The 25,110-nt window shown below is 70.5% G+C and carries 24 protein-coding genes and 1 tRNA gene; 8 read left to right on the top strand and 17 right to left on the bottom strand.

Annotation, left to right across the window (positions count from 1 at the left end):
* Positions 1-19 precede the first annotated feature (19 nt).
* Positions 20-763: a signal peptidase I gene (gene lepB / locus VGR32_RS01035; protein WP_327447153.1), complete on the top strand. Its 744-nt coding sequence runs from the start codon at positions 20-22 to the stop codon at positions 761-763.
* Here the strand turns inward: lepB and VGR32_RS01030 are convergent.
* From VGR32_RS01030 to VGR32_RS01015, 4 genes are all read right to left on the bottom strand, one after another.
* The gene (locus tag VGR32_RS01030; RefSeq protein WP_327447151.1) at positions 760-1,068 is read right to left on the bottom strand and encodes an EF-hand domain-containing protein; all 309 of its coding nucleotides are present in this window, start codon (positions 1,066-1,068) and stop codon (positions 760-762) included. The genes lepB and VGR32_RS01030 overlap by 4 nt on opposite strands.
* 71 nt (positions 1,069-1,139) lie before the next feature.
* Positions 1,140-2,780 carry an amidase gene (locus VGR32_RS01025; protein ID WP_327447149.1) on the bottom strand — a complete coding sequence of 547 codons (1,641 nt, stop codon included), beginning with the start codon at positions 2,778-2,780 and terminating at the stop codon, positions 1,140-1,142.
* The gene (locus VGR32_RS01020; RefSeq protein ID WP_327447147.1) at positions 2,714-4,966 is read right to left on the bottom strand and encodes a S9 family peptidase; all 2,253 of its coding nucleotides are present in this window, start codon (positions 4,964-4,966) and stop codon (positions 2,714-2,716) included. Before VGR32_RS01020 ends, VGR32_RS01025 begins: the two co-directional genes overlap by 67 nt.
* A 52-nt stretch (positions 4,967-5,018) precedes the next feature.
* The gene (locus tag VGR32_RS01015) at positions 5,019-6,632 is read right to left on the bottom strand and encodes a sensor histidine kinase (protein WP_327447145.1); all 1,614 of its coding nucleotides are present in this window, start codon (positions 6,630-6,632) and stop codon (positions 5,019-5,021) included.
* Positions 6,633-6,749: 117 nt separating this feature from the next.
* Here VGR32_RS01015 and VGR32_RS01010 point away from each other — a divergent pair, with 117 nt between their 5' ends.
* Genes VGR32_RS01010 through VGR32_RS01000 form a run of 3 tightly spaced genes read left to right on the top strand, consistent with a single transcriptional unit; the run spans position 6,750 to position 8,586 of the window.
* Positions 6,750-7,409, top strand: a complete 660-nt coding sequence (locus VGR32_RS01010; protein WP_327447143.1) for a TorF family putative porin — start codon at positions 6,750-6,752, stop codon at positions 7,407-7,409.
* Positions 7,410-7,466: 57 nt separating this feature from the next.
* A complete protein-coding gene (locus VGR32_RS01005; protein WP_327447141.1) occupies positions 7,467-8,270 on the top strand; it encodes a ferredoxin--NADP reductase in 804 nt (267 codons plus the stop codon).
* Positions 8,271-8,313: 43 nt separating this feature from the next.
* Entirely contained in the window at positions 8,314-8,586 is a 273-nt protein-coding gene (locus tag VGR32_RS01000; protein WP_327447496.1) for a chorismate mutase, read from the top strand.
* On the opposite strand, the gene VGR32_RS00995 is transcribed toward VGR32_RS01000, so the two are convergent.
* The 3 genes from VGR32_RS00995 to VGR32_RS00985 all read right to left on the bottom strand — a co-directional run bounded on the left by VGR32_RS00995 (position 8,583) and on the right by VGR32_RS00985 (position 10,852).
* The gene (locus VGR32_RS00995; protein ID WP_327447139.1) at positions 8,583-8,888 is read right to left on the bottom strand and encodes a hypothetical protein; all 306 of its coding nucleotides are present in this window, start codon (positions 8,886-8,888) and stop codon (positions 8,583-8,585) included. The two genes, VGR32_RS01000 and VGR32_RS00995, sit on opposite strands and share 4 nt — an antisense overlap.
* 159 nt (positions 8,889-9,047) lie before the next feature.
* Positions 9,048-9,401, bottom strand: a complete 354-nt coding sequence (locus tag VGR32_RS00990) for an Hpt domain-containing protein (protein WP_327447137.1) — start codon at positions 9,399-9,401, stop codon at positions 9,048-9,050.
* Entirely contained in the window at positions 9,401-10,852 is a 1,452-nt protein-coding gene (locus tag VGR32_RS00985; protein WP_327447135.1) for an amino acid permease, read from the bottom strand. Before VGR32_RS00985 ends, VGR32_RS00990 begins: the two co-directional genes overlap by 1 nt.
* A 154-nt stretch (positions 10,853-11,006) precedes the next feature.
* Here VGR32_RS00985 and VGR32_RS00980 point away from each other — a divergent pair.
* Positions 11,007-11,082, top strand: a tRNA-Lys gene (locus VGR32_RS00980).
* A gap of 21 nt (positions 11,083-11,103) precedes the next feature.
* Here the strand turns inward: VGR32_RS00980 and VGR32_RS00975 are convergent.
* Genes VGR32_RS00975 through VGR32_RS00965 form a run of 3 tightly spaced genes read right to left on the bottom strand, consistent with a single transcriptional unit; the run spans position 11,104 to position 13,390 of the window.
* The gene (locus tag VGR32_RS00975; protein ID WP_327447133.1) at positions 11,104-11,628 is read right to left on the bottom strand and encodes a DUF1543 domain-containing protein; all 525 of its coding nucleotides are present in this window, start codon (positions 11,626-11,628) and stop codon (positions 11,104-11,106) included.
* Positions 11,625-12,971, bottom strand: coding sequence for a DUF6880 family protein (locus VGR32_RS00970; RefSeq protein ID WP_327447131.1), 1,347 nt, complete (start codon positions 12,969-12,971; stop codon positions 11,625-11,627). The genes VGR32_RS00975 and VGR32_RS00970 overlap by 4 nt, the downstream gene beginning before the upstream one ends.
* Before the next feature lie 59 nt (positions 12,972-13,030).
* The gene (locus VGR32_RS00965) at positions 13,031-13,390 is read right to left on the bottom strand and encodes a hypothetical protein (protein ID WP_327447129.1); all 360 of its coding nucleotides are present in this window, start codon (positions 13,388-13,390) and stop codon (positions 13,031-13,033) included.
* Positions 13,391-13,557: 167 nt separating this feature from the next.
* On the opposite strand from VGR32_RS00965, the gene VGR32_RS00960 reads away from it, so the two are divergent.
* Positions 13,558-14,325, top strand: coding sequence for a hypothetical protein (locus VGR32_RS00960; RefSeq protein WP_327447128.1), 768 nt, complete (start codon positions 13,558-13,560; stop codon positions 14,323-14,325).
* Positions 14,326-14,376: 51 nt separating this feature from the next.
* Here VGR32_RS00960 and VGR32_RS00955 read toward each other — a convergent pair whose 3' ends face one another.
* From VGR32_RS00955 to VGR32_RS00925, 7 genes are all read right to left on the bottom strand, one after another.
* Entirely contained in the window at positions 14,377-16,839 is a 2,463-nt protein-coding gene (locus VGR32_RS00955) for a S9 family peptidase (protein WP_327447126.1), read from the bottom strand.
* Between the two features lie 39 nt (positions 16,840-16,878).
* Complete coding sequence (locus VGR32_RS00950) at positions 16,879-17,487, bottom strand: hypothetical protein (protein WP_327447124.1); 609 nt, start codon at positions 17,485-17,487, stop codon at positions 16,879-16,881.
* Between the two features lie 12 nt (positions 17,488-17,499).
* Positions 17,500-18,903 carry an MBOAT family protein gene (locus tag VGR32_RS00945; protein WP_327447122.1) on the bottom strand — a complete coding sequence of 468 codons (1,404 nt, stop codon included), beginning with the start codon at positions 18,901-18,903 and terminating at the stop codon, positions 17,500-17,502.
* A gap of 1 nt (position 18,904) precedes the next feature.
* Positions 18,905-20,092, bottom strand: a complete 1,188-nt coding sequence (locus VGR32_RS00940) for a GDSL-type esterase/lipase family protein (protein WP_327447120.1) — start codon at positions 20,090-20,092, stop codon at positions 18,905-18,907.
* Positions 20,093-20,100: 8 nt separating this feature from the next.
* Positions 20,101-20,952: a DUF459 domain-containing protein gene (locus VGR32_RS00935; protein WP_327447118.1), complete on the bottom strand. Its 852-nt coding sequence runs from the start codon at positions 20,950-20,952 to the stop codon at positions 20,101-20,103.
* Between the two features lie 93 nt (positions 20,953-21,045).
* Positions 21,046-21,459 carry a DUF2177 family protein gene (locus VGR32_RS00930; protein WP_327447116.1) on the bottom strand — a complete coding sequence of 138 codons (414 nt, stop codon included), beginning with the start codon at positions 21,457-21,459 and terminating at the stop codon, positions 21,046-21,048.
* Positions 21,456-22,505 carry a cyclopropane-fatty-acyl-phospholipid synthase family protein gene (locus VGR32_RS00925; protein ID WP_327447114.1) on the bottom strand — a complete coding sequence of 350 codons (1,050 nt, stop codon included), beginning with the start codon at positions 22,503-22,505 and terminating at the stop codon, positions 21,456-21,458. Before VGR32_RS00925 ends, VGR32_RS00930 begins: the two co-directional genes overlap by 4 nt.
* Before the next feature lie 128 nt (positions 22,506-22,633).
* Here VGR32_RS00925 and VGR32_RS00920 point away from each other — a divergent pair, with 128 nt between their 5' ends.
* The gene (locus VGR32_RS00920; protein WP_327447112.1) at positions 22,634-23,959 is read left to right on the top strand and encodes an NAD(P)/FAD-dependent oxidoreductase; all 1,326 of its coding nucleotides are present in this window, start codon (positions 22,634-22,636) and stop codon (positions 23,957-23,959) included.
* A complete protein-coding gene (locus VGR32_RS00915) occupies positions 23,956-24,804 on the top strand; it encodes a DUF1365 domain-containing protein (protein ID WP_414642880.1) in 849 nt (282 codons plus the stop codon). Before VGR32_RS00920 ends, VGR32_RS00915 begins: the two co-directional genes overlap by 4 nt.
* Positions 24,805-25,110 lie beyond the last annotated feature (306 nt).

Genomic DNA, 25,110 nt, shown 5'->3' with positions numbered 1-25,110 from the left:
AGACCGCTCGACTGCGGTCATGACCCAGCCCGCCTCCCTCCGCCATGAACTGATCGAGACCGTCCGCGTGATCGCATTCGGCCTCGCCCTCGCCGTCACGTGGACCTCGGTCGCGTACCAGCCCTTCACCATCCCCTCGGCCTCAATGGAGCCCGGCCTGATCGAGGGCGACTATCTGGTGGTGTCGAAATGGGCCTACGGCTGGTCCGGCGCGTCGCTGCCCATGAACCCTCCACTTGGAGACGGCCGCCTGTTCGGACGCGACCCCGCTCGCGGCGACGTCGTGGTCTTTCGCCATCCGCTGAAGCCCCGCGACCCCTGGATCAAGCGCGTGATCGGCCTGCCCGGCGACCGGGTTCAGGTCCGCGCCGGACAGGTCTTCGTCAACGACCTGCCCTTCGCGCAGCAGGACCTCGGTCCCGGCCGCAGCGCCTCCGATCCCGACCGCCCGGTGACGCGTCGGCGCGAGACGGCGCCCGACGGCGGTCGCAGCTGGATCACCCACGACTTCGGTCCCGGCGCCCCCGGCGACGACACGCCCGTCATCGTGGTGCCCAAGGGCCAGTATCTCGTCCTCGGCGACAATCGCGACAACTCGCTGGACGGGCGCTGGCCGTCTGAAGTCGGCGTCGGCTTCCTGCCCGCCCGCAACCTGATCGGCCGCGCCGAGATCGTGCTCGCCTCATGGAAGCCGGGCGCGTCGCTGTGGAAGCCCTGGACGTGGGTCCGGCTTCAGGGCCGCTGGTTCATGCCGATCCGCTAGCGGGCGAATTCCGCCTTGCTGACCACGCCGTCGCCGTTCGCATCCAGCCGCTCGAACGCCGCGTCCGAGCGTGCGTCGGCTTGCGCCAATGTCGGCGCCGCCATCGCCCCCAGCGCCAGTCCGGCCGCCGCGGCCACCGCCGTCGGCCAGCCCTTCAGCCGCCCCGCGCCCAGCTCCGCATCGATGAAGCCCCGCACCGCGTCGCTCGCCGACCGCCCCCGCGCCCGGCACAGAGCCATGAAGGCCGTCTTCGTCTCGAACGGCAGACGCACTTCCAGCGTCTCGGATTTCTTGGGCGCGCGCATCATGGGCCTCCTGGTCGAGCCCCATCTCACCCTGCGGACGCCGGCCGCGCCAATGAAATCGCCGACAGCTTTCAGCGGCCGGACGGCCTCGGGGCCGGCCCGCGCGCCGTCTCATAGGCGTGGCCCAGCGACAGGATCCGCGCGTCCTCCCACTTGCCGCCGATGAAGCTCAGGCCCACCGGCATCCCCCGATCCAGCCCCATCGGCACCGTCAGGTGAGGGTAGCCCGCCACGGCCGCCAGCCGGCTGGCCGATCCCTGCATGTTGTCCTCGTCTTCGCGATCGTTGGTCCAGGCGCGGGAGGTCGTCGGCGCGATCAGGGCGACCACCTGATGCTCCGCCATCATCCGGTCGATCCCCTCCGGCCCCGCCATGCGCAGCGAGTCCGCCCGGGCCGCGACGTATTCCGGATCGTCCAGCCCCCTGGTCGCCTCGGCGAGGACGAACAGTTCCTGGCCGAACAGCACCGTCTCGCGCGGCTCCGCCGCGTTGAAGGCGATCACGTCGGCCAGCGTCCGCGTCTTCACCTGCGCCGGATCGGTCGAGGCCAGATACAGGTTCAGATCGTGCTTCAGCTCGACCATCAGCACGGTGAACTCCAGCCGCCCGATGGTGGCCATGTCCGGCCCCTGCTCGATGTCGACCAGCACCGCGCCGGCGGCCTCCAGCACCTCCAGCGTCCGCTCGAACTCGGCCCGCGTCTCCTCGGAATAGGACGGCAGCAGGAACCGCATCACCCCGATCCGCGCCCCTCTCAGCGAGCCCGCGTCCAGCGCGGCGCGATAGTCCACCTTGCGCGCGTCCGCCTCGACCGTCGCGGCGTCCAGCGGATCGCTGCCGGCGATGACGCCCAGCACGATCGCCGCGTCCTCGACCGTCCGCGTCATCGGCCCGGCCGTGTCCTGCGAATGACTGATCGGCACGATGTGCGTGCGCGACACCAGCCCCACCGTCGGCTTGAACCCGACCACGCCGTTGACCGACGCCGGACAGGTGATCGACCCGTCCGTTTCCGTCCCGATCGCCGCCGGCGCCAGCCCCGCCGCCACCGCGACCGCGCTGCCCGACGAGGATCCGCACGGCGTCCGCTCGGGGTCGTACGGATTGCGCGTCTGCCCCCCGACCGCGCTCCAGCCGCTGATCGACTGCGACGACCGGATGTTCGCCCACTCCGACAGATTGGTCTTGCCCAGGATCACCGCGCCCGCCGCGCGCAGCCGCGTGACGATGGGCGCGTCCCGGCCTTGGTCGTTGTTCGACAGCGCCAACGACCCGGCGGTCGTCGGCATCCCGGCGACCTCGATGTTGTCTTTCAGCAGGATGGGCACGCCGGTCAGCGCGCCGTCCTCGCGCGCCGCGCCGGCCTCGTCGAGCGCCGCCTCGCTGAGCCGGATCACGCTCTGCGGGGCGAAGTCCGGCATGCCGCGGTCGATGCGCGCCACGTCGCTCAGCGCGGTGGACGTCACGGCCCTGCGGCGCATCACGTCGGTTCCAAACGACCGCGCCTGAACCACCGTCATGCCTGACGGCGCCGACACGTCGTTGGTCCATGCCGGGGCGGCCTCGGGCGAAGGCTGACTCTCCGTCCGCGTGACCTCGACGCTGATGCATCCGCCCAGCGTCAGGGCCAGCAGCCCCGCCGCGATCAGTCCTGCGCGGCCGGCGATCTGGAGCCGATCGTGCGGTCGAGGAAGTCGAGATACGTCCGCCATTGGTGCAGCCCCCGCTCGTTGCCCCGGATGCCGTGGCGCTGGCCGGGATAGAGCATGGTCTCGAACGGGAGGCTCTTTTCCTGCAGGGCGTTCAGCACGCGGGTGGTGTTTTCGAAGATCACGTTGTCGTCGGCCATGCCGTGCATCAACAGGAGCCGCCCGGTCATCAACGGCAGCTGGTCCAGGATGTCGGACGCGGCATAGCCCTCCGGATTGGCCTCCGGCGTCGACATGAACCGCTCGGTGTAGTGGGTGTCGTACAGGCTCCAGTCCGTCACCGGCGCGCCCGAGATGGCGGCGGCCAGCCCCATCTTCGGCTCGGTCAGCATGTGCAGGGTCATGAACCCGCCATAGCTCCAGCCCATCGCCGCGATCCGGTCGTCGTCGACGAACGGCAGGGTCCGCAGATAGTCGGCGGCCAGCACCTGATCCTCGATCTCCGGCTGGCCCATCTTCAGGTGGAGCGCCTGCTTGAACCGGGCCGAGCGCACGCCCTCGCCGCGGTTGTCCAGACGGAACACGACGTAGCCGGCCTCGGTCAGAAGCTGCGTCGTCGCCGGCTGCCACGCGTTCTTCACGCCGCCGCCGCCCGGGCCGCCATAGACCTGCATGACCACCGGGTACCGCTTCGACGGATCGAAGCCCGGCGGCGTCGTCATCTGCCAGTGCAACGTCTCGCCGTGGCTTTCCAGCGTGCCGAACTGCGGGTCCTGCTGACGCGCGTTGTACGGCCAGAACGGGTGCCCCTCCTCCAGCCGGTTCTCCTCGATCCAGGCCAGACGCCGGCCGTCGATGGCGTACAGCGCCGACTGCGGCGGCGTGTCCGGATCGGAATAGTTGGCCAGGTAGGCCGTGCCGGTGGCGTTGACGACGGCGCTCCACCACCCGCCGCGCGGCGTGATCTCGACCGGCCGCCCCGGGCGACGCAGGCTGACGCTGAACAGCTGCTGCTCGATCGGATATTCGCGGCCGTCGCGCATCGACGCCGTGAAATAGACCGTGCCGGTCCGCTCATCGACCGTGTCCAGCGACGTCACGGCGTATTCGCCCGAGGTGATCGCCCGGACGCGCCGCCCGTCGGCGCGGTGCAGATACAGGTGCTTCCAGCCGCTCTCCTCGCTGGACCAGATGAAGGTGCCGTCCTTCAGCGCCTTGAAGTCGTGCGTCAGCGGCACCCAGGCGTCCGAGGTCTGGGTGAAGATGACGCGGCCCTGCCCCGTCGCCGGATCGACCGCGATCAGGTCCAGCGTCCTCTGGTCCCGCGACTGGCGCTGGACGTACAGCGTGCCCCCATCCGTCGACCAGTTCACCCGCGCCAGATAGACGTCGGGGTTCTCCCCCAGGTCGACCTTGATCCGCCGCCCCGTCGTGCGGTCGTGCACGTACAGGTCGACCACGGCGTTCGGTCGCCCGGCGCGCGGGTAGCGCTGCTCCACCACGGTCGCGCCGCCGCCCGAGATGTCCAGTCGCGGGATCACGTCGACCTGCGTCTCGTCGGTCCGCTGCAGGGCGATGTAGCGCTCGTCCGGGCTCCACCAGTAACCGGTGTCGCGGTCCATCTCCTCCTGGGCGATGAACTCCGCCGTGGCCCAGGTGATCAGGCCGTCGCCGTCCGTCGTCACCGCCTGCTCGGCGCCGGCCGCCAGGTCGTAGACGACCAGGTCCTGGTCCCGCACCCACGACACGTAGTTGCCCTTGGGCGAGACCTTGGCGTCGATCTCGTCGGCCTCGGTCTCCGTCAGACGGCGCACCGTCCCGCCCTGTCGCTCGGCCAGGAAGACGTCGCCCTCCAGCGGCGCCAGGATGTAGCGGCCCTGCTGGTCCCAGGCGTACTCCACCACGCCGCGCGCAGAGATCCGCATCCGCTCGCGCCGCGCGATCTCCGCCTCCGACAGCTCGCCGGCGTCGGGGACCAGGGCGCGCGCGTCGATAAGCTTGAACGGCGCGCCGCCGCTGGTCGGCATGGCCCAGAGGTCCTGCACGTCGGCGTCGTCCTCGCGCGATCTCAGGAAGGCGACCAGCTCCCCGTCGGGCGAAAGGCTGACGCCGCGCGCCACCGGCCCGACCAGCGACGGGTTCGCATAGACGCGCTCCACCGTCAGGATCGAAGGATCGGTCGCCTCCTGCGCCGCGGCCGGCACGACGACGATGAGCGAAAGGGCCGAAGCCAGAAGAAGATTGCGCATGGCCCGGGACGCTAGAGGCAGATTCCGCCCGCGTCACCCCCCGCCGACCCGCTCAGGCGGCCAGCCGCTCCCTCAGTCTTTCGGCGACGGGTGCGGGCAGGTCGACCACGAACCGCGTGCCCTCGCCGGGTGCGCTGTGCGCCTCGATCCGTCCGCCCATGGCCTCGACCAGATTGCGGCAGATGGAGAGTCCCAGTCCCGCGCCCGAGCTCGCGCTGGTCAGACTGTCGTCGCCGCGCGTGAAGACGTCGAACACGCGGGGCAGGAGGTCCGCGGGTATCCCGGGGCCGGTGTCCGACACCTCGAACCGCAGCCGATCGTCCTCGACGTGGAGCGAGAGCCGGACCCCGCCGCTGCGGGTGTAGGCCACGGCGTTGTCGAGCAGATAGTCCAGCACCTGCGCCACGTGCTTGCCGTCGCCCAGGCGCGCGCCGGCCTGCGCCAGCCTCACGTCCAGCGACAGCCCCTTCGCCTGTGCGGCGGCCTCCTGGCGGTCGACGGCGGCGCGCGCCACCTCGGCCGGGTCGTAGGCCTCGCGGGCGACCAGCACGTGTCCCTTCTCCAGCCGCGTGACCTGCAGCAGGTGCTCGATCATGCGCAGAAGGTCCTGTCCGGAGCCTCGCAGAACGTCCAGACGTTCCCTTTGCACGGGGCTCAGCTCGCCGAGCGCAATGATCTCGCTCATCGCCACCACGCCGTTAAGCGGCGTGCGCAGCTCGTGGCTCATGTTGGCGAGGAAGCGCGATTTGGCCTCGCTGGCGGCCTCGGCCCGATCGCGCGCCTCGATCAGGGCGGCCTCCGACAGCGCCAGCCGGGCGCCGGTGCGGCGCAGCCAGATCACCAGGCCGACGGCCGCCGCGCCCAGCACCAGAAGCAGCGCGATCAGATAAGGGGCCGCCTCGACCACGACCGCCGTTCCAGGCCGGCTCGGCCTCCACGTCAGCCAGCCCAGCCGACGGCCGTCCGGTCCCGCCACGGCCACGCCCGCGTCTCCGGGATCGGTGGACGTGAAGGCCGCGCCTTCAAGCTTCAGGTCGGCGCCCAAACTGTCCACGACGGCCGACAGGGGCTTCGCCGACACCACCACCGCATCCGCGGCCGGGCGCGCCACGCTCTCGTCCTCCGGCGCCACGCTGGATGCCGCCACCAGCCACGCCTCGCCGTCCGCAGTCACGACGCCCGTCCGGCTGGCCACGGCCTCGAACGCGACGCCGCGCCGCCGCCGCGGGTCCCTCGCGTCGCGCCGCACCTGCTCCAGCAGCGGCGCGGTCGCGGCCGTCATGGCCGCGACGTCGCTCGCCGTCACCGGCTCGCTCTCGCGCGACGCCAGGATCAGGGCGCCCTCGGCGTCGTGGACCAGGGTGACCTCGTGATCCATGTAGTCGGCGTAGTAGTCGCCGAAATTGACCTGCAGCCACGCCATGTCCCGGGCTTCGACGGCGACGACGGCGTCGTTCCAGATGGTGGCCGACTGCAGGTCGTCGACCATGGCCGCGCCCAGCCGTTCGACGCGCCGTTCCACCAGCGCGGTCTCCTTGTCGATCTGGATGCGGTCGACGGCCGATGCCGCCCAGATCACAAGGCCGCCGGCCCCGACCAGCAGCAGGATCGCGCACGCCGAGGCCGCGGCCACGACGCGCCACATGTCCCGACGATGTTGAGTCATGGCCCCCACGCATCCTGACTATGACGCCGGGCGCTAAAGTGGGGTTATTCGACACGGTGAACGGAAGATCACCTTAACCCGGCGCCTGCAGTCTGCGGCGGTCACCGGAGTTTTCGCATGCGCCGTCTGTTGCCGTTCGCCCTCTTCCTCGCAGGCCTCCCCGGCCCGGCCGCGTCTCAGTCATGGTCGTGGGAGTCCGTCGTCGGCGTGGCCTCGGAGTACCGGGACCGCGGCTGGGACCTCTCCGCGGGACGACCGTCCGCCTACGGCGAGATCACCGCGTCTCATGCGACCGGCGTGTACGGCGGCGTGTGGGCCGCGGACATCGCCGACTACGCGGGGGCGGAGGTCGAGCTGACCGGCTACGTCGGCTGGGCCGGAGCCGTGGGCGGCTGGGACGTCGACCTCGCGGTCTGGCAGAACGTCTATCCCGACGGCGTCGACGTCGACTACGTCGAATTCCCTCTCCAGGTCGGCCGAGCGTTGGGACCCGCGACCGTCTCCGCCGGCGCGGTCTGGGCGCCGTCCCAGACCGGAACGGGCGACGACGAGAACCTCTGGGTCTGGACGCGCCTGGACTGGGCGCCCGAGGCCTGGCCCGTCGCGTTGCATGCGCGCGTGGGTCATGAAGACGGCGGCTTCGCCCCCGACGGCAAGACGGACTGGCTGGTCGGCGCCGAGGCCCCGGTGGGGGGCGGCCTCAGCGTCGGACTGGACTGGATCGAGTCCGACCTGGAGGACGGCGCGCTGGTGGCGAAGCTGGAATGGCGGCGCTGACGCCGCGTCGTTCCCGACACTTCCGCTTCCGCGCGCCATCCCCTATTCACCGCCGCGATGACCGAGCCCGCGCCCGCCAAGCCCTCGCCCTTCCATTCGTTGAAGGTGCTGTGGGTGAAGCACTGGACCGACCAGCTGTTCAGCTTCGCCTGCGAGCGGCCCGACGACTTCCGCTTCCGCTCCGGGGAATTCGTGATGATCGGCCTGCCCGATCCCGCAGGCGGCAAGCCGATCCTGCGCGCCTATTCCATCGCCAGCCCGCATTGGGCCGAGGAGCTGGAGTTTCTTTCCATCGCCGTGCCCGACGGCCCCCTGACCTCTCGTCTGGTGAAGATCGAGGCCGGCGACCAGGTGCTGATGGGCAAGAAGCCGACCGGCACCCTGGTGCTGGACGCCCTGACCGGCGGCGAGCGTCTGTGGCTGATCGGCACGGGCACGGGTCTGGCCCCGTGGCTGTCCGTGGCCCGCGATCCGGACACCTACCAGCGCTTCGGTCAGGTGATCGTCTGCCACACCGTGCGCAACGTGGCCGACCTCGCCTACCGCGACTTCTTCACCTCGGGCATCCACGACGACCCGCTGGTGGGCGACGAGTCCCGGGCCCAGCTGACCTACTATCCCACCGTGACGCGCGAGCGGTTCGAGACCCCCGGCCGGATCACCGACCGCATCCGCTCCGGCGACCTGTTCGCCGACCTGCAGCTGCCCATCGGCTTTTCGCCCAACGCCGACCGCGTCATGCTGTGCGGCTCGATGGCCATGATCAAGGAGACCGGCGAACTGCTGGAATCCTATGGGCTCAGGGAAGGCTCGAACGCCGAGCCGGGCGACTACGTGCTGGAGCGCGCCTTTGTCGGATGAGGTGAAGATCGACGCGCGCGTCGCGCCTGACGCGTGCGAGACGATGGCCGAGGTCCGCCACGGGGTCGACGCCCTGGACCGCGCTCTCGTCGTCCTGCTGGCCGAGCGCCAGCGCTACATGGACGCCGCCGCCCGCATCAAGCCCAGCCGCGACGTGGTCCACGACGACGCCCGCATCGAGGACGTGGTGACGAAGGTGCTGGCCGCCGCGGGCCCGGCCGGCCTGTCGCCCGACATCGCCGAGCCCGTCTGGCGCACCCTGATCGACCGCTGCATCGCGCACGAGTTCGCGCAGTGGGACCGCACGCGGGGCTAGGACCAGTCGGAGCAGTCAGCGTTGTTCGACGACTGGCGTTCCACGCTGAAGGTGCCGCCGTCAGTGGCGTATCGGTAAAGACGAACCGCGGATTTCGGAGGCAGCAGCCAGTAGCCGCTCACTCCCTGGTACTGGCTGAAGGCGATGCATAGAGGTTCCTGGCCGCCGTTCACGGCCCAGGTTTCCGCATCGTCGTTGGTGGAGTCCCACGCGTCCGCAACCTGGCGGGTCGTTCTGTACTCGACCCAGGCCTCGTAGCCGTCGTCCCTGAAGTCGGTGTTGAGCTGCGTCCCTACGGTCATCGCGCAGGCTCCGGCCGCGCCTGCCAAACAAAGCGTCACGGCTGCCTGAAATCGCCGCATCCCACTCCCCCGATTTTTGCGGTTCACGTCAGACGCAGGTTTGGTCGCCCGTCATCCAGCGTCAAGTGGCGGACCGATGCCGTAATGGAAGCTCGGTCGTCAGCCTCTCAGGCTCTTCAGCATCAGTTCGTGTCGATAGGCCGCCACGTCGGCCAGAGCGACGTCCAGCGCGTCCCGAACCCGGTCCAGCAGCGGCGGCGCCTCGGCCTTCTGCGCGGCTTCCGCGGCGGCGCAGGCCTCGGCCAGCGCGCCGGCGCCGATGCCTGCCGCCGCGCCGCGCACCGTGTGCGATGCGTCTCGCCAGCCCTCCTCGCGCACGTCCAGCAACGGCGCCCACATCGCCGCCTGCTGAACGAACAGGCCCAGCACCTCTTCCGACACGCCCGCGTCGCCGCCCGTCATGCGCTCCAGCACGGAGAAGTCGACCGCGCCCGACAGGTCGCGGGCGGCCATCAGGCCGCCGGCTCCTCGCCCCTGGCCAGCCGCGAGTTCCGCGCCGACCAGACCAGATAGATGACCAGTCCGACGGCGTTCCAGATCAGGAACCACAGCTGGGTCTGGGTCCGCAGGCTGAAGAAGAAGACGACGCAGCCGACCATGCAGATGACGCCGACCAGCCAGAACAGCGGCGCCCGGAACACGCGCGGGCGGTTCGGCTCGCGCAGGCGCAGCACGATCAGGCTCAGGCCGACCGCGAAGAAGGCCGCCAGCGTGCCGGCGTTGGCCAGCGACGCCAACTCGTCCAGCCGCATCACCCCGGCCAGCGCGGCGACCACCACGGCGGTGAAGATCGTCACCACCGCCGGGACGCCGCGGCTCGAGACCTTCGCCAGTCCGCGCGGCAGCAGTCCGTCGCGCGCCATGCCCAGGAAGATCCGGCTCTGGCCGAACAGGAAGGCCAACAGCACCGTCGGCAGGGCGATGACCGCCGAGGCGCCGATCCACTGCGCCGCCGTCCCCTGCCCCAGCTCGCGCAGGATGAAGGCCAGCGGCTCCTCGCTCTCGGCGAAGGCGGCGGGCGGCCGCGCGCCGATCGCGGCGGCGGCGACGATCATGTACAGGATGGTGCAGACGACCATCGAGCCGACGATGCCGATGGCCAGATCGCGGCCGGGGTTTTTCGTCTCCTCGGCCGCCGTCGAGATGGCGTCGAACCCGTAGAAGGCGAAGAAGATGATGGCGGCGGCGGCCATCACGCCGGTCTGCACCGGCGGGATGCCGAACAGCGTCTCCTGGAACGGGAAGGTCGGCGCGCCCCAGCCGTTGGGCAGGAAGGGCTGGAAGTTGGCCGGGTCGAACGCCGGCAGGGCGATCGCCACGAACACGATCAGGGCCACGATCTTCACCACCACCAGCACGGCGTTCAGCGTGGCGCTCTCCCGCGTGCCCAGCAGCAGCAGCCCGGTCACCACCGCGATGATGGCGACGGCCGGCAGGTTGATCAGACCGCCCTCGACGTGCGGACCCGCCGCCAGCGCGGCCGGAAGGGTCACGCCCAGCCCTTCCAGGAAGCCGACGGCATATCCGGCCCAGCCCACGGCCACGGCCGACACGACCAGCGAGTATTCGAGGATCAGGCTCCAGCCCACGATCCACGCCAGCATCTCGCCCAGCACGGCGTAGGAGTAGGTGTAGGCGCTGCCGGCCGCCGGCATCATGGTCGACAGCTCGGCATAGGCCAGCGCCGCGCAGGCGCAGACCAGTCCGGCCAGGCCGAAGCTGATCATGACGCCCGGCCCCGCCAGCCCGGCGCCGACGCCGATCAGCGTCAGGATGCCGGTGCCCACGATGGCGCCGACGCCCAGAGCCAGCAGGTGCGGCCAGCCCAGCGTCTTCTTCAGCGCCGGCCCCTCGCGCGGAGCGGTCATCAGATCGATCGAGCGTCGCCGGTTCCAGAACGCCATGGTCATCTCCCCCGCCCGCCCTCCCGGCGGATTCGCGAGGACCTTAGCGCGAGGACCGTCTGCGATGAAATGCCCGCTTGCGTCGCGGAAGGTCAGACGCTATCTCCCGCCCCCTTCGACGGCGTGCCCGTCGAAACGGCCGCGACGATGGCTCGGGTGATTAGCTCAGTTGGTAGAGCAGCTGACTCTTAATCAGCGGGTCCACAGTTCGAACCTGTGATCACCCACCATCGTCGCGACGCCCGCCCTCTTCAAACAGTCCTGACAGGTCGCGCTCGCAGGGGCGTGTAGGCGCATGTGAAGTCGGGATCGCCCGCCGACGGGTTGAGGGTCAGGTGAATGTGCATACGGCCCTCGCCGGTGGCCTGCTGCAGATCGAAGACGTCCTCGGCCTCATACAGGTCGTCCCGGTGCGGCTGGCTCCATCCGCGCACGCGTTTCAGACCCCGCGCCTTGGCCTGGGCCACGGACTGCGCCACGACGAACAGATTGCGGTGCCGCTCGGAGAAGTCGTCGGCCTCATAGCCGCCCATGTTGACGTAAAACAGCCGCTCCGGGCCCTCGAAAGGTTCCGGCCTCAGCGCCACGTCGAAACCGTCGGCGCGGTCGATCTCACTCCAGCAGTCGATGTGCAGGCTGCCCGGCCTGCCCCACCACTGCCGCCTCAGCTCCGCATGGGTGTCGGCCAGCGACGGCGCGACGACGAAGCGCATGTCGTGCACCTCGACGTTGGCCTGCGCATGCCGGCCCCCGACGAAAATGGCGAAAAGCTTCATCGGCGGGGTCTCCCGGGGGGCGGTCGGGTCAGGTCGCGCAGGAAGTCGTCATGGTCGTGCGGCGGCACGGCGCGGGCCAGCGCTTCCGCCTCGGCGACGAGGCCCTGCACCTCCTCCGTCATGCCGCCCATCGCCATCAGCGCCCTGGCGCGCGCCCGGACCAGCGCCAGGGCGGCCGCGGGATGCCGCGCGGACAGCCGCGAAGCCCACAGCGGCACGTCGTCGTGCGCCCCGCGGATTTCCGCCTGCCGCGCCGTGACCAGCTCCGCCGACTCCCGGAGGGCCGGCCACCCCATCAGCAGGCCCAGGGCCCGCATGAGGTCCGGATGCCGCCCCGCCGTGGCGAACGCCCGGTCCAGCGCGATCACGTCCTCGAAGTCGGGCAGTCGGGCGATCAGCGCCCTCAGCTGTTCGATCGACAGCGTGCGCTCGAACAGGCTCCAGCGAACCTGATCCGCCTCGTCGCCGCGCCCCTCGGCGTCTAGGATGGCGATCTCGGCGTCGGCGCGACGGACGAACTCGGCCTCGGTCTCCGCTTCCGCCTTGCGCCATGGCGAGCCGCGCGGTCGCCGCACGGCCTCCAGCGCCGCGCGCGCCTCCGCCGGACGGCCCGCCAGGGCCAGCCGTCGCGCCAGCTCGGCCGCCGCCTCCGGCCTGGCCCGTTCCTCTTCGGACAGCGACGACGCCCAGGCGTCCAGATCCCCGGCGCGGTCCGCCAGCTTGCGCACCACCAGCGCGAGCCGCCCCGTAGGCGGCGCCCGACCCTGCGTCAGCGCCGCCAGCAGCCGGCGGGCCACGTCCGGATCCAGCGCCTCCGCGCCCCTGCCGACCCAGGCCGCCCACTGGCCCAGCCGCGTCGACAGCGCCTCGGCGAGGATCGGGACCGCGACGTCGGCGCCGGCCGTCGACGCGACCTCGGCGAGATCGCCCGCCGCCGCGTCGAACAGCAGCGGCAGCTCGCCCTTTGCGTCGCTCACGCGCGCCGCCAGTCCGGGGTAAAGGTCGAACCAGGCCGTCAGCCGGTCCAGCGCCATGGCGGCGTCCAGCGGCGCCAGCCGCTCGGCGATCATCCGCCGCAGCGTGGTCAGTTCGGCCAGCAGGCCGGGCCGCTTGCGCCAGGACACCCGCGCCCGGCTGGCGGCGATCGCGATCAGGCGCTTGTCGATCTCCAGCGCCAGGTCGGCGGCGCCGACCTCGGCCGCCAGCTCCATCCTCAGCCTGCGCTTGAAGGCCGCGTCGCCGGCCGCCGCCTCAAGCAGCAGGTCGGCCAGACGGTCGGGCCCCATGGCGATCAGGTTTGCCGCCGACAGGGTCTTGCCGGCGCGGGTCGCGCGTTTCGCCATGCCCCCGGTAGAGCCGCGACGCGACCGTCACGCAAGCGCCGATCGCGTCCCGCCCCGGCTCAGCGGTCCTGCCCGTCGTAGGTCAGCACGAAGCGGCGTCCGGCCGGCACGTTGATCCGCTCGCCCGGCGTCGATCCGACGCCGACGGCGCCGGCCATGACGTCATAGCAGCCCGCCGAGACGGTCCACTCGTGACGCTGGCCCGGATAAACCGTGACGCCCTCGGGAAGCCGGTCCAGCCCGTACGACGCCGCCTCGCACGTCGAGATCAGGATCGTGTCGATCGGCTGGGGCGAGGTGTTCTCGAACACCAGCGTCCCGGTCGGCACGCCCTCGCGGATCAGGTCTCCCCCCGTGATCAACGAGGCGCACCCGGCCAGAGCCGCCGCGCCGGCCATGCACATGACGAGCTTCTTCATCGCACCCTCCTGTCCCTTTGCGATCGGGGCACATCACGCCGCTTCGCATACCGGCGCAATCCCACGGAACCTGACGAACGGCCACGCCTGTCACAGGAGCGCGAGCGGCGGAACGCGCCCGCGTTCCCGCGATTCACTCGGCATCCCTCACTCCAAGGAGAGCAGCGATGAACAACCCCTTCCGAAATCAGGATCGCGAGCGCGAGCAGGATCGCGGCCGCTGGACCGAACAGGGTCAGGACGGCGGCTACTATGGCGAGGCGTCCCGCAGTCAGGGTCAGGACCAGGGCCGCGACCGGTCCTACGAACGCAACAGCCCCTATGCCCAGGGCCAGGGCGGCTGGTCGCGCGAACAGGATCAGGGCTCCGGCGCCCGGTCCCAGGGCGGCTCGTCCGGTCAGGCGAACTGGGGCGGAAACTACGGCCAGTCCGCCGGCGACCAATGGAACACGCGATCCGGCGCCGGATCGCAGAGCTCCTGGCACGGCCAAATGAACATGGGCCCTTCCGGCTACGATCAGGGACGGTCCCAAGGGATGGAATCCGGCGGCTGGAGCCAGGGCGGCGGCTATGGCCAGTCGTCGTACGGCCAGTCGCCCTCGAACCAGTCCTACGGGCAATCCTCCTATGGCCAGGGCTCGCCGTCGTCGTCCGGGCAGACGTCCCAAGGCCGGCAGCAGGCCGGCGGCCACCACGACTTCGAGCCCGACTATCTGCACTGGCGCGAGCAGCAGATGGCGAACTACGACCGCGACTACCACCAGTGGCGCGACGAGAAGCGCCAGAAGTTCTCGTCCGACTTCGAAGGGTGGCGCAGCAGTCGCGGCCCCGCGGTCCAGGCCGAGAACTCGGTGGTGGGCGACGTGACCGACGGCGGCGGCGGCAGCCAGGCCCATGCCAAGGAGCTGCACGGCGACAAGCCCGCCAAGCACTGACGTCCCATCAGGACGTGACGAGGGGCCCGGTTCGCGCCGGGCCCCTTTTGCTTACTGGCTCCCGGCCACGGCCGCCGTCCGCGGCGGTGCGTTCTTCACGTGCCGGTCCAGCCAGTTGACCATCTCCCACAGCGTGTGCCCGACCGACTCCCGCGCGCGATAGCCGTGCGCCTCCAGCGGCAGGACCACGTAGCGGACCGTCGCCCCGTGCCCCTTCAGCGCGGCATAGAAACGCTCCGACTGCACCGGGAAGGTGCCCTGGTTGTCGTCGTCCTGGCCGTGGATCAGCAGGATCGGCTCGTTGACCTGATCCGCGTAGGTGAAGGGCGACAGCTCCGTATAGACCTCGGTCGCCTCCCAATAGGTCCGCTGCTCCGACTGGAAGCCGAACGGCGTCAGCGTCCGGTTGTACGCTCCCGACCGCGCGATGCCCGTCCGGAACAGGTCCGTGTGCGCCAGCAGGTTCGCCGTCATGAAGGCGCCGTAGCTGTGCCCGCCGACGGCGATGCGGTCCGGGTCGGCCACGCCGCGATCGACGACCGCCTTGACCGCCGCCTCGGCGCTGGCCCGCAGCTGCTCGACATAGGTGTCGTTGGGCTCGGCCCCGTCCCGGCCCACGATCGGCATGGAGGGGTCGTCCAGCACGGCATAGCCTTGGGTCAGCAGGAACAGGTGGCTGGACCCGCCCGGCCGGACGAAGCGATTGGCCGTGTCGACCACCTGCCCGGCCACGGCCGCGTCGGTGAATTCCGCCGGATAGGCCCACATCACCAGCGGCAGCGGCCCGTCCCGATCCTTGTCGTAGCCGGCCGGCAGGTACAGCGTGCCCGACAGCATCACACCGTCGGCGCGCTCATAGGTGATCAGCTCACGCGTCACGCCCGCCAGCTGCGGCGCCGGATCCGGAAACTCCGTCAGGGCCGTCATGGCGGACGCGTCCAGATCACGCACGAAGACGTTGGCCGGGAGCGTCGGCGTCTCGCGGCGCGTGACCACCCGGCGACCCGTGTCGTCGAGGAAGCCGATGACGCTCTCGTATTCGCCCGGCGCGGACCGCCACACGATCTCCGACTGACCCGTCGCCGGGTCCATCAGCGAGACGAAGGGATACTCGCCCTCCCGCGTGGCGCCGGCGCCGGCCATGACGATGCGGCCGTCCGCGGCGAAGCGGATGCGCGCGCGCCCGCGATCGTCCGGCTCCGTCACCGGGAAACCGGGGTCGTTGTACCGGTCCTGATAGTTGCGCTCGAGCAGCTGCCGGCCCCGTCCGGGGTTCGACGGGTCGATCAGCCAGCGCGTCTCATGGCGCGTGTTGAACCAGCGGCTGTTGACGATCGCCGTGTCGGCGTCGCCCCAGCTGATGCCCGAAAAGCGCTCGTTCAGGTCGATCAGCTTCACCGGCCGGCCGTCGAACGGCGCCGACAGCAGGAAGACGCTGTCGCGGATTTCCGCCGGATTGCGCGGGTCCCCGCCGTCCTGCGCCTCGACCCAGCTCAGCGTCGCGTCCGCGTCCGCGCGCCACTGCACCGAGCGGGGTCCGGGAGACACGGCGTCGAAGGGCGTCGGCACGTCGTCGCGCAGCGGCAGGTCGGCGACCTGATGCACGACCCGCCCCTGCAGGTCCGTCACCATCACGTCCGCCGGAAACAGTCCGGCCGGCACGACGTAGGAATACGGCCGCTTCGCCCGCGTCTGCAGCAGATAGCGTCCGTCGGGCGACGCCGACGCGCCCAGGATCACGCCCGGACCGCCGACGTTGCGCGTCGCCCCGTCCAGTCCGACGATCGTCAGCTGGCTGGTGAAATAGTGGTCGAACAGGGCCTCGTCGCCCGGCGACCCCAGCAGGTCCTGATAGGTCCGCACCGGCGCCGCCCGCCCCGCGGTCTCCTCCACGATCGGTCCCGTCGGCGCGCGCGTCACGTCCGGAGCGGCGCCGCGGTTGGCGGGCGTCATCCGGACCAGCAGGCCCGAGCCGTCGGGCAGCCAGTCGAAGCCGTTCCCCGTGGCCGCATTCACCCTTGCCGTCGTCAGGCGCCGCGCGGGCCCGCCCTCTGCCGAGGCGACGTACAGCGACATCCCCTCCTGCTCGTCCACCAGAAAGGCCAGCGACTTGCCGTTCGGCGACCAGCTGGGATTGGTGAAACGCGCCCCGTCAGGCAGCTGCACCCGGCGCGTGGAGCGGTCGTCCACGTCCTGGAAGCTCAGGCCCGTGAGCCAGGACACGCGGCTGTTCGCCGGGCCGTTGTTGCGCGGATTGATGCGATAGCCGGCCAGCTTCAGCATCGGCTCGGCCAGTTCCTCGATCGACGGAAGGTTCGACCGGTCGAACAGCGCCAACGTCTGGCGATCCGGGCTCAGGCTGGGCGTCGGGCTCGGCTGGGAATCCAGAATCGCGGCGATCGGCGCGGGCGGCTGCTGGTAGACGACGGGCTCGGCCGCCTGCTGCGCCGCCACGGGTCCCGCCGCCGCCAGCAGCGCCAGAACCGAAACCAGACCGAATGCCGAAACCCGCATGAGAACGCTCCCCTTGATGTCGCGGCGCACGCTAGCGGGTCATTCGGCGGGCGCAACCTTCTCCGCCGTGCGCCGCGAGGCCCATTCTGAATCGCGTGCCGTCTCCCAGGCGTCGCGCACGCCCTGACGAGGCAGATCGGCGCCCAGCAAGGCGACCTGCGTCGCCCAGACCTCCGACACGCCCCTCACGGTGTCCGTCACCCAGCCCGGCGCTTGCTGTCGCGACCAGTTCGGGACGGATCCGGCGTTGAAGATCGCCATGAAGACCGCGACGGCCAGGATCACCCGGGTGGTCCAGCGCCGGTCGCGCGCGGCCAGACCTTCGTCGTCCGGCGGCGGCCCGGGAGGAAAGGCGAAGCGCGCCATGGCCTTCAGCCGGCTTTCGCGCTCGATGAGGTCGTGGGCGTCGGCCTTTTCGTTCCAGTCGCTGGGTGGATCCGCTTCCGGCGCCGCGTTGACCGTCGGCCGGGGCACGACCACCGCCGGCTCGATCACCTCCGTCGGCTCCGGCGGCGGCGCGGGCGCGGCGGCCGCGGTGTCGTCCAGCGGGGGAAACGGCGAGAACGCCGGCCGTCCCCCGAACGCGGGAAAGGGATCGGGCGGCTCGTCGTCCGTCGGCGGGTCGTTCGGATCGGTCGGTTCGCTCATGGCCGCCTCCCCTCAGAACTGGAAATAGATGAAGGGCGCCACGCCCTCGGGTCGCACGGCCTCGATCAACAGGAACGCCGCGCCGATCAGAAGGCCCATGGTGATCGAGGGCGCGTCCTTCAGACGGGCCGTCATCCCCTCCGCTGCGCGCGGCGGCAGCCAGTGCATGCCCAGGCCGACGACGATCAGGCCCAGCAGGAAGGGCGTCGTCACGACCGCCGGCCCCCATCGACCCAGCCCCTGCAGCATGGCCATCGCCAGATCGAAGGTCTCGGCCCGGAACAGGATCCATCCCAGGCACACCACGTGGAAGGTGATGAGCACGCCCAGCCACATCGGGATGACCTTCCGGTCCCCGAACGCCCGTTTGCCCACACGCTCCACCACCTGCGCCCCGCCGTGCAGCGCGCCCCACAGCACGAAGGTCCACGCCGCCCCGTGCCAGAGGCCGCCCAGCAGCATGGTGATCATCACGTTGACGCTGGAGCTGAACGTGCCCTTCCGCCCCCCGCCCAGCGGCACGTACAGATAGTCGCGCAGCCAGCTGGACAGGCTGATGTGCCACCGCCGCCAGAACTGCTGCATGGAATGCGCGCGATACGGCTGGTCGAAGTTGCGCGGGAAGGAATAGCCCAGCAGCGCCGCGATCCCGATCGCCATGTCCGAATAGGCCGAGAAGTCGCAGTAGATCTGCACCGCATAACCATAGACCGCCGCCGCTATGTCCAGGGCCGAATGCGCCGACGGATCGAAGAACACCGGGTCCACCAGCCGCACGGCCAGCTCCGATGCGATCACCGTCTTCTTGAACAGCCCCCACACGATCAGCAGCAGGCCGTGGGTCGCCATCTCCCGCGTCAGCCGCGGCGTCCGGTCGAACTGCGGCAGCAGGTCCGACGCCCGCACGATCGGTCCCGCCACCAGATGCGGGAAGAAGCTCATCAGCAGCATGACGTCCAGCAGGCTCTTCGCCGGCTCGGTCGTGCGCCGATGCACGTCGACGACGTAGCTGATGCCCTGGAAGGTGAAGAAGGAAATCCCGACCGGCAGGATAACCTGCAGCAGCGGCAGATCCCGCTCCCAACCCACCCGCGCCAGCAGTTGCCCCATCTCCTCGACGAAGAAGCCGTAGTATTTGAAGAAGCCGAGGATCAGCAGGTTGATCGCGACGCCCAGCGCCACCAGCCATTTCCGCGTCGCGGGCTTCTCCCTGCGCGCGATCAGCGCCGCCACGCCCCAGTTCAGCACCGCCGACAGGATCAGCAGGCCGACGAAGCGCCAGTCCCACTGGGCGTAGAAGAACCAGCTGGCCAGCAGCAGGAACAGCTTCCGCCGCCCGTTCTCGCGATCCAGCGACCAGGAGGTGAAATAGACGAACAGGAAGAAGACGCCGAAGGCGAGCGTCGGGAACAGCATGCTACCGGGCTCCGGCCCGGGTCGCCTTCCAGGCGTCGTAGGCGCCGATCAGGTCGTCGGCCAGCAGGCCGCCGATCCACTCGCCGCCCGCCGAGGTGAAATGCACGCGGTCGCCGCGCATCATCGGCTCGCGCGCCGTGACCAGCCGTTCCGCCGAACACTCTCCGCCCATCCGCCCCTGCCAGTCCCAGAACGCGACGCCCGTCTCGGCCGCGACCAGTCGTTGCAAGTGCCGGACCCGCGCGAGATTGGCCGGGGGGCCACGTTCCGGAACGCCCGGGCACGACCCCACCTCGCCGCGGCGCAGGGCGTCGGGCGCGCCCAACACCACGATCGCGGCGTCCGGCGCGAACAGCCGCATGCGCCGGATCTGGTCGCGCAGCGTCGCCTCGTAGACGTAGGCGTCCAGACCGTCGTCGAATCCTTCGTTGGTGCCGAAGGCCAGGATGATCAGGTCCGGCGGAAAGGGCGCCAGCTCCGCCCGCACCGTCGCCTCGTCGCGCGCCTGCAGGTCCGCCAGCGTCGCGCCGACCTGACCGACGTTGCTCAGGATAACTCCGGGCCGGGGCCCTTCCAGCCAGACGCCGTCCAGCGCGCCGCCGCCAGGCCCGGGCCTCAGCGTCAGCGTCCGCGCCGCGGGATCGACCGGCGTCGTCCGGCACTGCGGGCCGAAAAGCTCCAGCCGGGCCGCCTCGACGCCGTCGGCCTCGATCACCCAGAGGCCGTCCCGTCCGCACAGACCCACTCGCGCCGTCGCCGCCTCCGGGTCCAGCGCCAGCGTCAGCGCGTCGCCGTCGAAGACCCGCGCCGGCCCGCCGAACAGGCCCGTCGGCTCCGCACTCAGATAGCCGCCGACCCGCGCCGGCTTCGGCGCCCAGCTCCACCCGCTCGCGGTCGCCGACAGCTGTCGCGGCGCATAGCCGTCGTGGGGAACGCCGGGGGCCACATAGCCGCGCCCGCCGCGCCCGAACCGCCCCTGCAGCCGGCTGCGAACCGTGCCTGGAATCACCTCCCCCGCCGTGTGGCTGTCGCCGATCTGCAGGACGTGCACCCTGATCGGCGCCCCCTCCTCCAGTCGCGCAAGCTCCTCGAACCACGGCGACAGCGCCTCGGCGCCGCACAGTCCTCCCGGGCAGGGCCCCTCCTGCGCCGCCGCCGGCGCGGCCAGCGCCAGCAGCGCGGCCGCCACAAGCGCCCTCACTCCGTCAGGCCCGCATCGCGCCGGATCGCGGCCTCCACGGGTCCGGCCAGACGCAGATAGCCGTCCATGCTCATGTGGATGCCGTCGTTGGCCCGCATCAGCCGCCGCCGCCCGCCGTCCTCGGCATAGGGCATGTACTTGCCGTCCGCGTCCGACGTCAGGCTGACGGTCTCCAGATACGGCACGCCCAGCGTCTTCATGCGCGCCGTGACGACCTCGTTGATCAGCGCCATCCGGCCGTCGAAGCCCTCGCGCTTCATGCGCGGCATGCCGACCCAGTAGACGACGACCCCGCGCGAGCGGAACAGGCCGACCAGATCGTCGATCCGCTTGCCGTAGGCGGCCTTCCAGCCGTCGGTGCCGAAGGCGTGGACCGTCCCGCCGTCGTCGATGCCCTGCGCGTCGTTGGTGCCGAACACCACCACCGCCACGTCGACCGGACTCTCGTCCAGCTGTCGCGTCGTCTTGGCCTGAATGTTCACGTAGTCGTAGCGCGACAGCCCGGTCGAGACCTCGCTGAACTTGGTCACGTCCACGCCGGCGTCGTCGCGGAACTCGCGATACAGCGCCGCCCAGACGCCGTCGCCCATGCTGTCGCCGAACACCCCGATCCGCAGGTTCCCGGCCTTGGCTTTCAGCACCGAGCCGTCCTGCATCTGGACCACGGGCGCCGCGGGGACCGCCGCCGCGGGCGGCGGCGCGGGCTCGGGGCTGGCCGAGGCGTTGGCCTGCCCCCCCAGCATCAGGGTCGGCGAGCGCAGCCACGCCCGCCCGTCCGGCGTCAGGGCCAGCCCGCCCACGACGCCCGCCACGAACATGGCGGTCAGGGAGTTGACTCCGAACTTCACGCCCGCCCCCACGCGGTTAACCGTCTGAGGGCGCACCCTTACCTGAAATCACGACGGAAAACACCGCACGCGCCTGTCAGGCGAGAGGAAAGGTTAACCGAACCGCCCCTCGGCCCACTGCGCGGCGAGGAACCCGGCTCCGGCGGTCACGGTGGTCAGGAACGTCCCCCAGGCGAGGTCGATCACGGTCAGCTCCGTCTGCCAGATCGACAGGGTCGCCTGATTGGTCAGGTCATAGGTGGCATAGGCGACAAGCCCCAGCACGGCCCCGCCGATCAGGGCCCGCGTCAGGCTGGCGTCACGCATCGCCGGCGCCACGGCGAAGAACAGGATGCCGCCGAGATAGATCAGATAGAACAGGATCGCGGCGCCCATGTCGGGCTTGTCCCGCATCACCGCGCCCAGCGCCGGCCGGTACAGCCGGTCCGCCATGGTGGTCAGCCAGACCGCGTCCAGCACGCCCATCGCCAAGGCGGCGCCCAGATAGCCCGCGACCCACTTGATCATGCTTCGGCTCCCGTCGGTTTCAGCAGGTAATGGCTGACGGCCCAGGTGTTTCCGTCGTCGTTGCCGAACAGGCCGGCGGTCGCCAGATAGAAGCGCCGCCAGCGCCGCCGCCACAGCTTCCAGTCCGCGCCATAGGTCTCCCGCATCAGCTCCGACACGCGGTCGACGTTCAGGTCCATGTTGCGCAGCCAGTGCTCGGCCGTCCTTCGGTAGTGGACGCCGTTCCACGTCCACTCCCGCTCGACCGCGAACAGGTCCGGAAACTGCCGCATCAGCCCCTTCGACGGCATCACCCCGCCGGTGAAGAAATGCTGGGCGATGAAGTCGCCGCCGTCCGTGTGATCGAAGCGGTAGGGGGCGTCCCTGTGGGTGAAGATGTGGATGAACATGCGCCCGTCCGGCTTCAACCAGCCCCGCGCGCGCGTCAGCAGGGCGCGCCAGTTCGCCATGTGCTCGAACATCTCGACCGAGACGATGCGGTCGAACCGGTCGCCCTCCGCCACGTCGGGACGGAAGTCGTTCATGTCCTGGGTGATCACCCTCAGATTGGTCAGCCCGCGCGACGCGGCCTGGGCCTCGATATGACCGCGCTGGCCGTGGCTGTTCGACACCGCCGTGATCTCTGAGTTCGGATACCGCTCGGCCATCCAGAGGCTCAGGCTGCCCCAGCCGCAGCCCAGTTCCAGGATGCGCTGGCCGTTGGCCAGACCGGCCCGCTCACAGGTTTCGGCCAGCGCCAGCGCCTCGGCTTCCGCCAGCGTCTCCTCCCCGCTCGGATACAGGCAGCAGGAGTACTTCAGGCGCGGCCCCAGACAGATGCGGAAGAACTCCGGCGGCAGCTCATAGTGCTGGTCGTTCGCCGCGTCCGTGTGCTCGGCGACCGCCCGCTTCGCCATGTCCGCGGCGAAACCCGCCTCGTCGTGCGGCCCCTCGCGATCCAGCCGCTTGCGCGCCTCCGTGACCAGCGCCGCGATGGCCGGTCGTGTGACGAAGTCGGGGAACGGCGCGTCCTGCAGGCTGCGGATGGCGGCTGTGGCTGGATTCATGCGTTGATTTCGTCCCTGTCTCTGGGCGTCGGCCGCTTGGGGCGAGATACGGTCCGGCTTATCCGTCGGATGCCGACATCTGCCGGGGTCCTGTCTTCGTAACTCCGTGGCATCTAGCAGGAGGCCTCATGCGCAAGACCATCGCCGTCGTCGGGTCCGGAATTTCCGGTCTGTCCGCCGCATGGCTGTCGTCGCAGGCGCACGACGTGACGCTTTTCGAGGCCGACGACCGCCTCGGCGGACATTCGAACACCGTCGAAGCCCCCACGCCGGCCGGCCCGATCGCGGTCGACACCGGCTTCATCGTCTTCAACGAGGCCAACTACCCCAACCTCACAGCGCTGCTGGCGCATCTCGGCGTGGCGACGAAGCCGGCCCTCATGTCCTTCGCCGTCTCGATCGATGAAGGCGCGCTCGAGTACTGCACCCAGGGTCTGCGCGCTCTGTTCGCCCAGAAGCGCAACTGGGCCAGCCCGCGCTTCTGGCGCATGATCGGCGACATCCTCCGGTTCCAGAAGGAGGCGCCGAAGCAGCTCGCGCAGCTGGAAGAAACCGGCGAAAGCCTGGACGCATGGCTGGGCCGCAGCGGCTACGGGCCCATGTTCCGCAACGCCTATCTGCTGCCGCAGGCGGCCGCGATCTGGTCGTGCACACTGGAGCAGATGACCGACTATCCGGCCGCCGCCTTCGTCCGCTTCTACATGAACCACAACCTGCTGACCTACGACCTGCGTCCGACATGGCGCACGATCGACGGCGGCGCCCGCGAGTACGTCGGCAAGCTGCACCAGGTGCTGGCCGGCCGCGTCGTGACGGGCGCCCGCATCGCCGCGGTGGTCAGGGACGAGGCCGGACCCGGTCTGCGGTTTGAGGACGGCTCCCTGCGGCGGTTCGACGAGATCGTGCTGGCCACCCACTCGGACCAGGCCCTGCGTCTGCTGGACGCGCCGACCGCCGACGAGCGCAGCCTGCTGGGGGCCATTCCCTATCGGGCCAACCGCGCCGTCCTGCACCGCGACGTTTCGCTGATGCCCCGCCGCCGCAAGGCGTGGGCCGCCTGGACCCACATGGGCCGCTCGGACCGCGCGGGCGAAGGCGGCGTCACCTACTGGATGAACGAGCTTCAGTCCCTGCCGGGGCCACCCCTGTTCGTCAGCCTCAATCCCGCGCGCGAGCCCGATCCCGAGCTGGTCATCGGCGAATGGGACTATGAGCACCCGGTGTTCGACCTCGCCGGGGTGGCGGCCCAAAAGGAGCTGTGGTCGCTGCAGGGTCGGGGCGGCGTCTGGTTCGCCGGCGCCTGGTTCGGCTCGGGCTTCCATGAAGACGGGCTGCAGGCCGGGCTCGCGGTCGCCGAGGCCATCGGCGGAGTGCGCCGCCCGTGGACGGTCCCGAACGAAAGCGGGCGCATCCACCTGACGCCGCCGCCCGTCCTCCTGGCCGAGGCGGCGTGACCCCGGGGTCGGCGCTCTACGTGGGCCGCGTCGTTCATCGGCGCGTGGCCGACTTCCGGCACCGGCTCAACTACCGCACCTGGATGCTCCTGCTGGATCTCGATCGCGTCGACGCGGATCGACCCCGCCTGCTGGGGCACGCCCGCTTTGCGCCGATCTCCTGGCGCCCTGAGGACCATGGCGACGGCTCGGCCGTTCCCCTTCGGCGCCAGATCGAGGGCCATCTGGCGGAAGCCGGGGTCGATCTGGCCGGAGGGCCGATCCAGCTGCTGACCATGCCGCGCGTCCTCGGCTACGGATTCAACCCCATCAGCGTCTATTTCTGTTTCGGTCCGCAAGGCGACGTCCGCGCCCTGGTGCACGAGGTGACCAACACATTCGGCGTTCGGCACAGCTACGTGCTTCCGGCACGCGCCGGCCCGGACGGGCGCGTCCGGCAGACGACGCCGAAGACCCACCACGTCTCCCCCTTCATGGATGCGGCGCTGACCTACGACTTCACCGTCCTGCCGCCGGGCGAGCGGGTGTCGATCAGCATCGACGTCCGCCGCGGCGGCTCACCCCTCCTGACCGCCGGCTTCACGGGCGACCGCCGCGACCTGACGTCCGCGGCGCTTGCGCGGGTGTTTCTGACCCACGCCCTGCTGACCTGGAAGGTCACGGCCGCCATCCATTGGGAAGCGTTCAGGATGCTGTTCAAGGGCGCCCGCTATCGCCACCCGCCGGCTCCAAACCGGCGTGCGACGACCGTGCCCTCTGAGCGCGACCTTCAGGAGGTCACGGTGGGCCACGCCCCGTCATTGCGACGACGCCCGCGGGAAATCCGCGCTGATTTAGTCGTCTGAGGAAAACTTCGACCTCCACGTCGACGTCGCTCCGGACCTGACCCACCCTTGCTTCGTCCCGTCGCACCCGAGGGCTCGTGAGGCCTGCGACCTTGCGGCGGCGGGAGCGTGTGGAGCGGGGTCCTTCTTTGTTGGCCTATCGCTCGCGCCGCGGGCGCTCGCTGCTTGAGGCCAGGTTGGTCTCGGGCGATCGGCGGAAGTTCGGGGATCGGGCGAAGGGGCGACGGAGATGGAGCCGATCGGGGTCACCAAGAGATGATCCCGGGCAAGGGTCGAGGGGGATACTCGGACCGATCCGGCAGACGT

The sequence above is a fragment of the Brevundimonas sp. genome, assembly GCF_035935935.1.
Classification (GTDB): Bacteria; Pseudomonadota; Alphaproteobacteria; order Caulobacterales; family Caulobacteraceae; genus Brevundimonas.
Note: the sequence above shows the minus strand (reverse complement) of the source record. Positions and strands in the feature narration are given on the sequence as shown.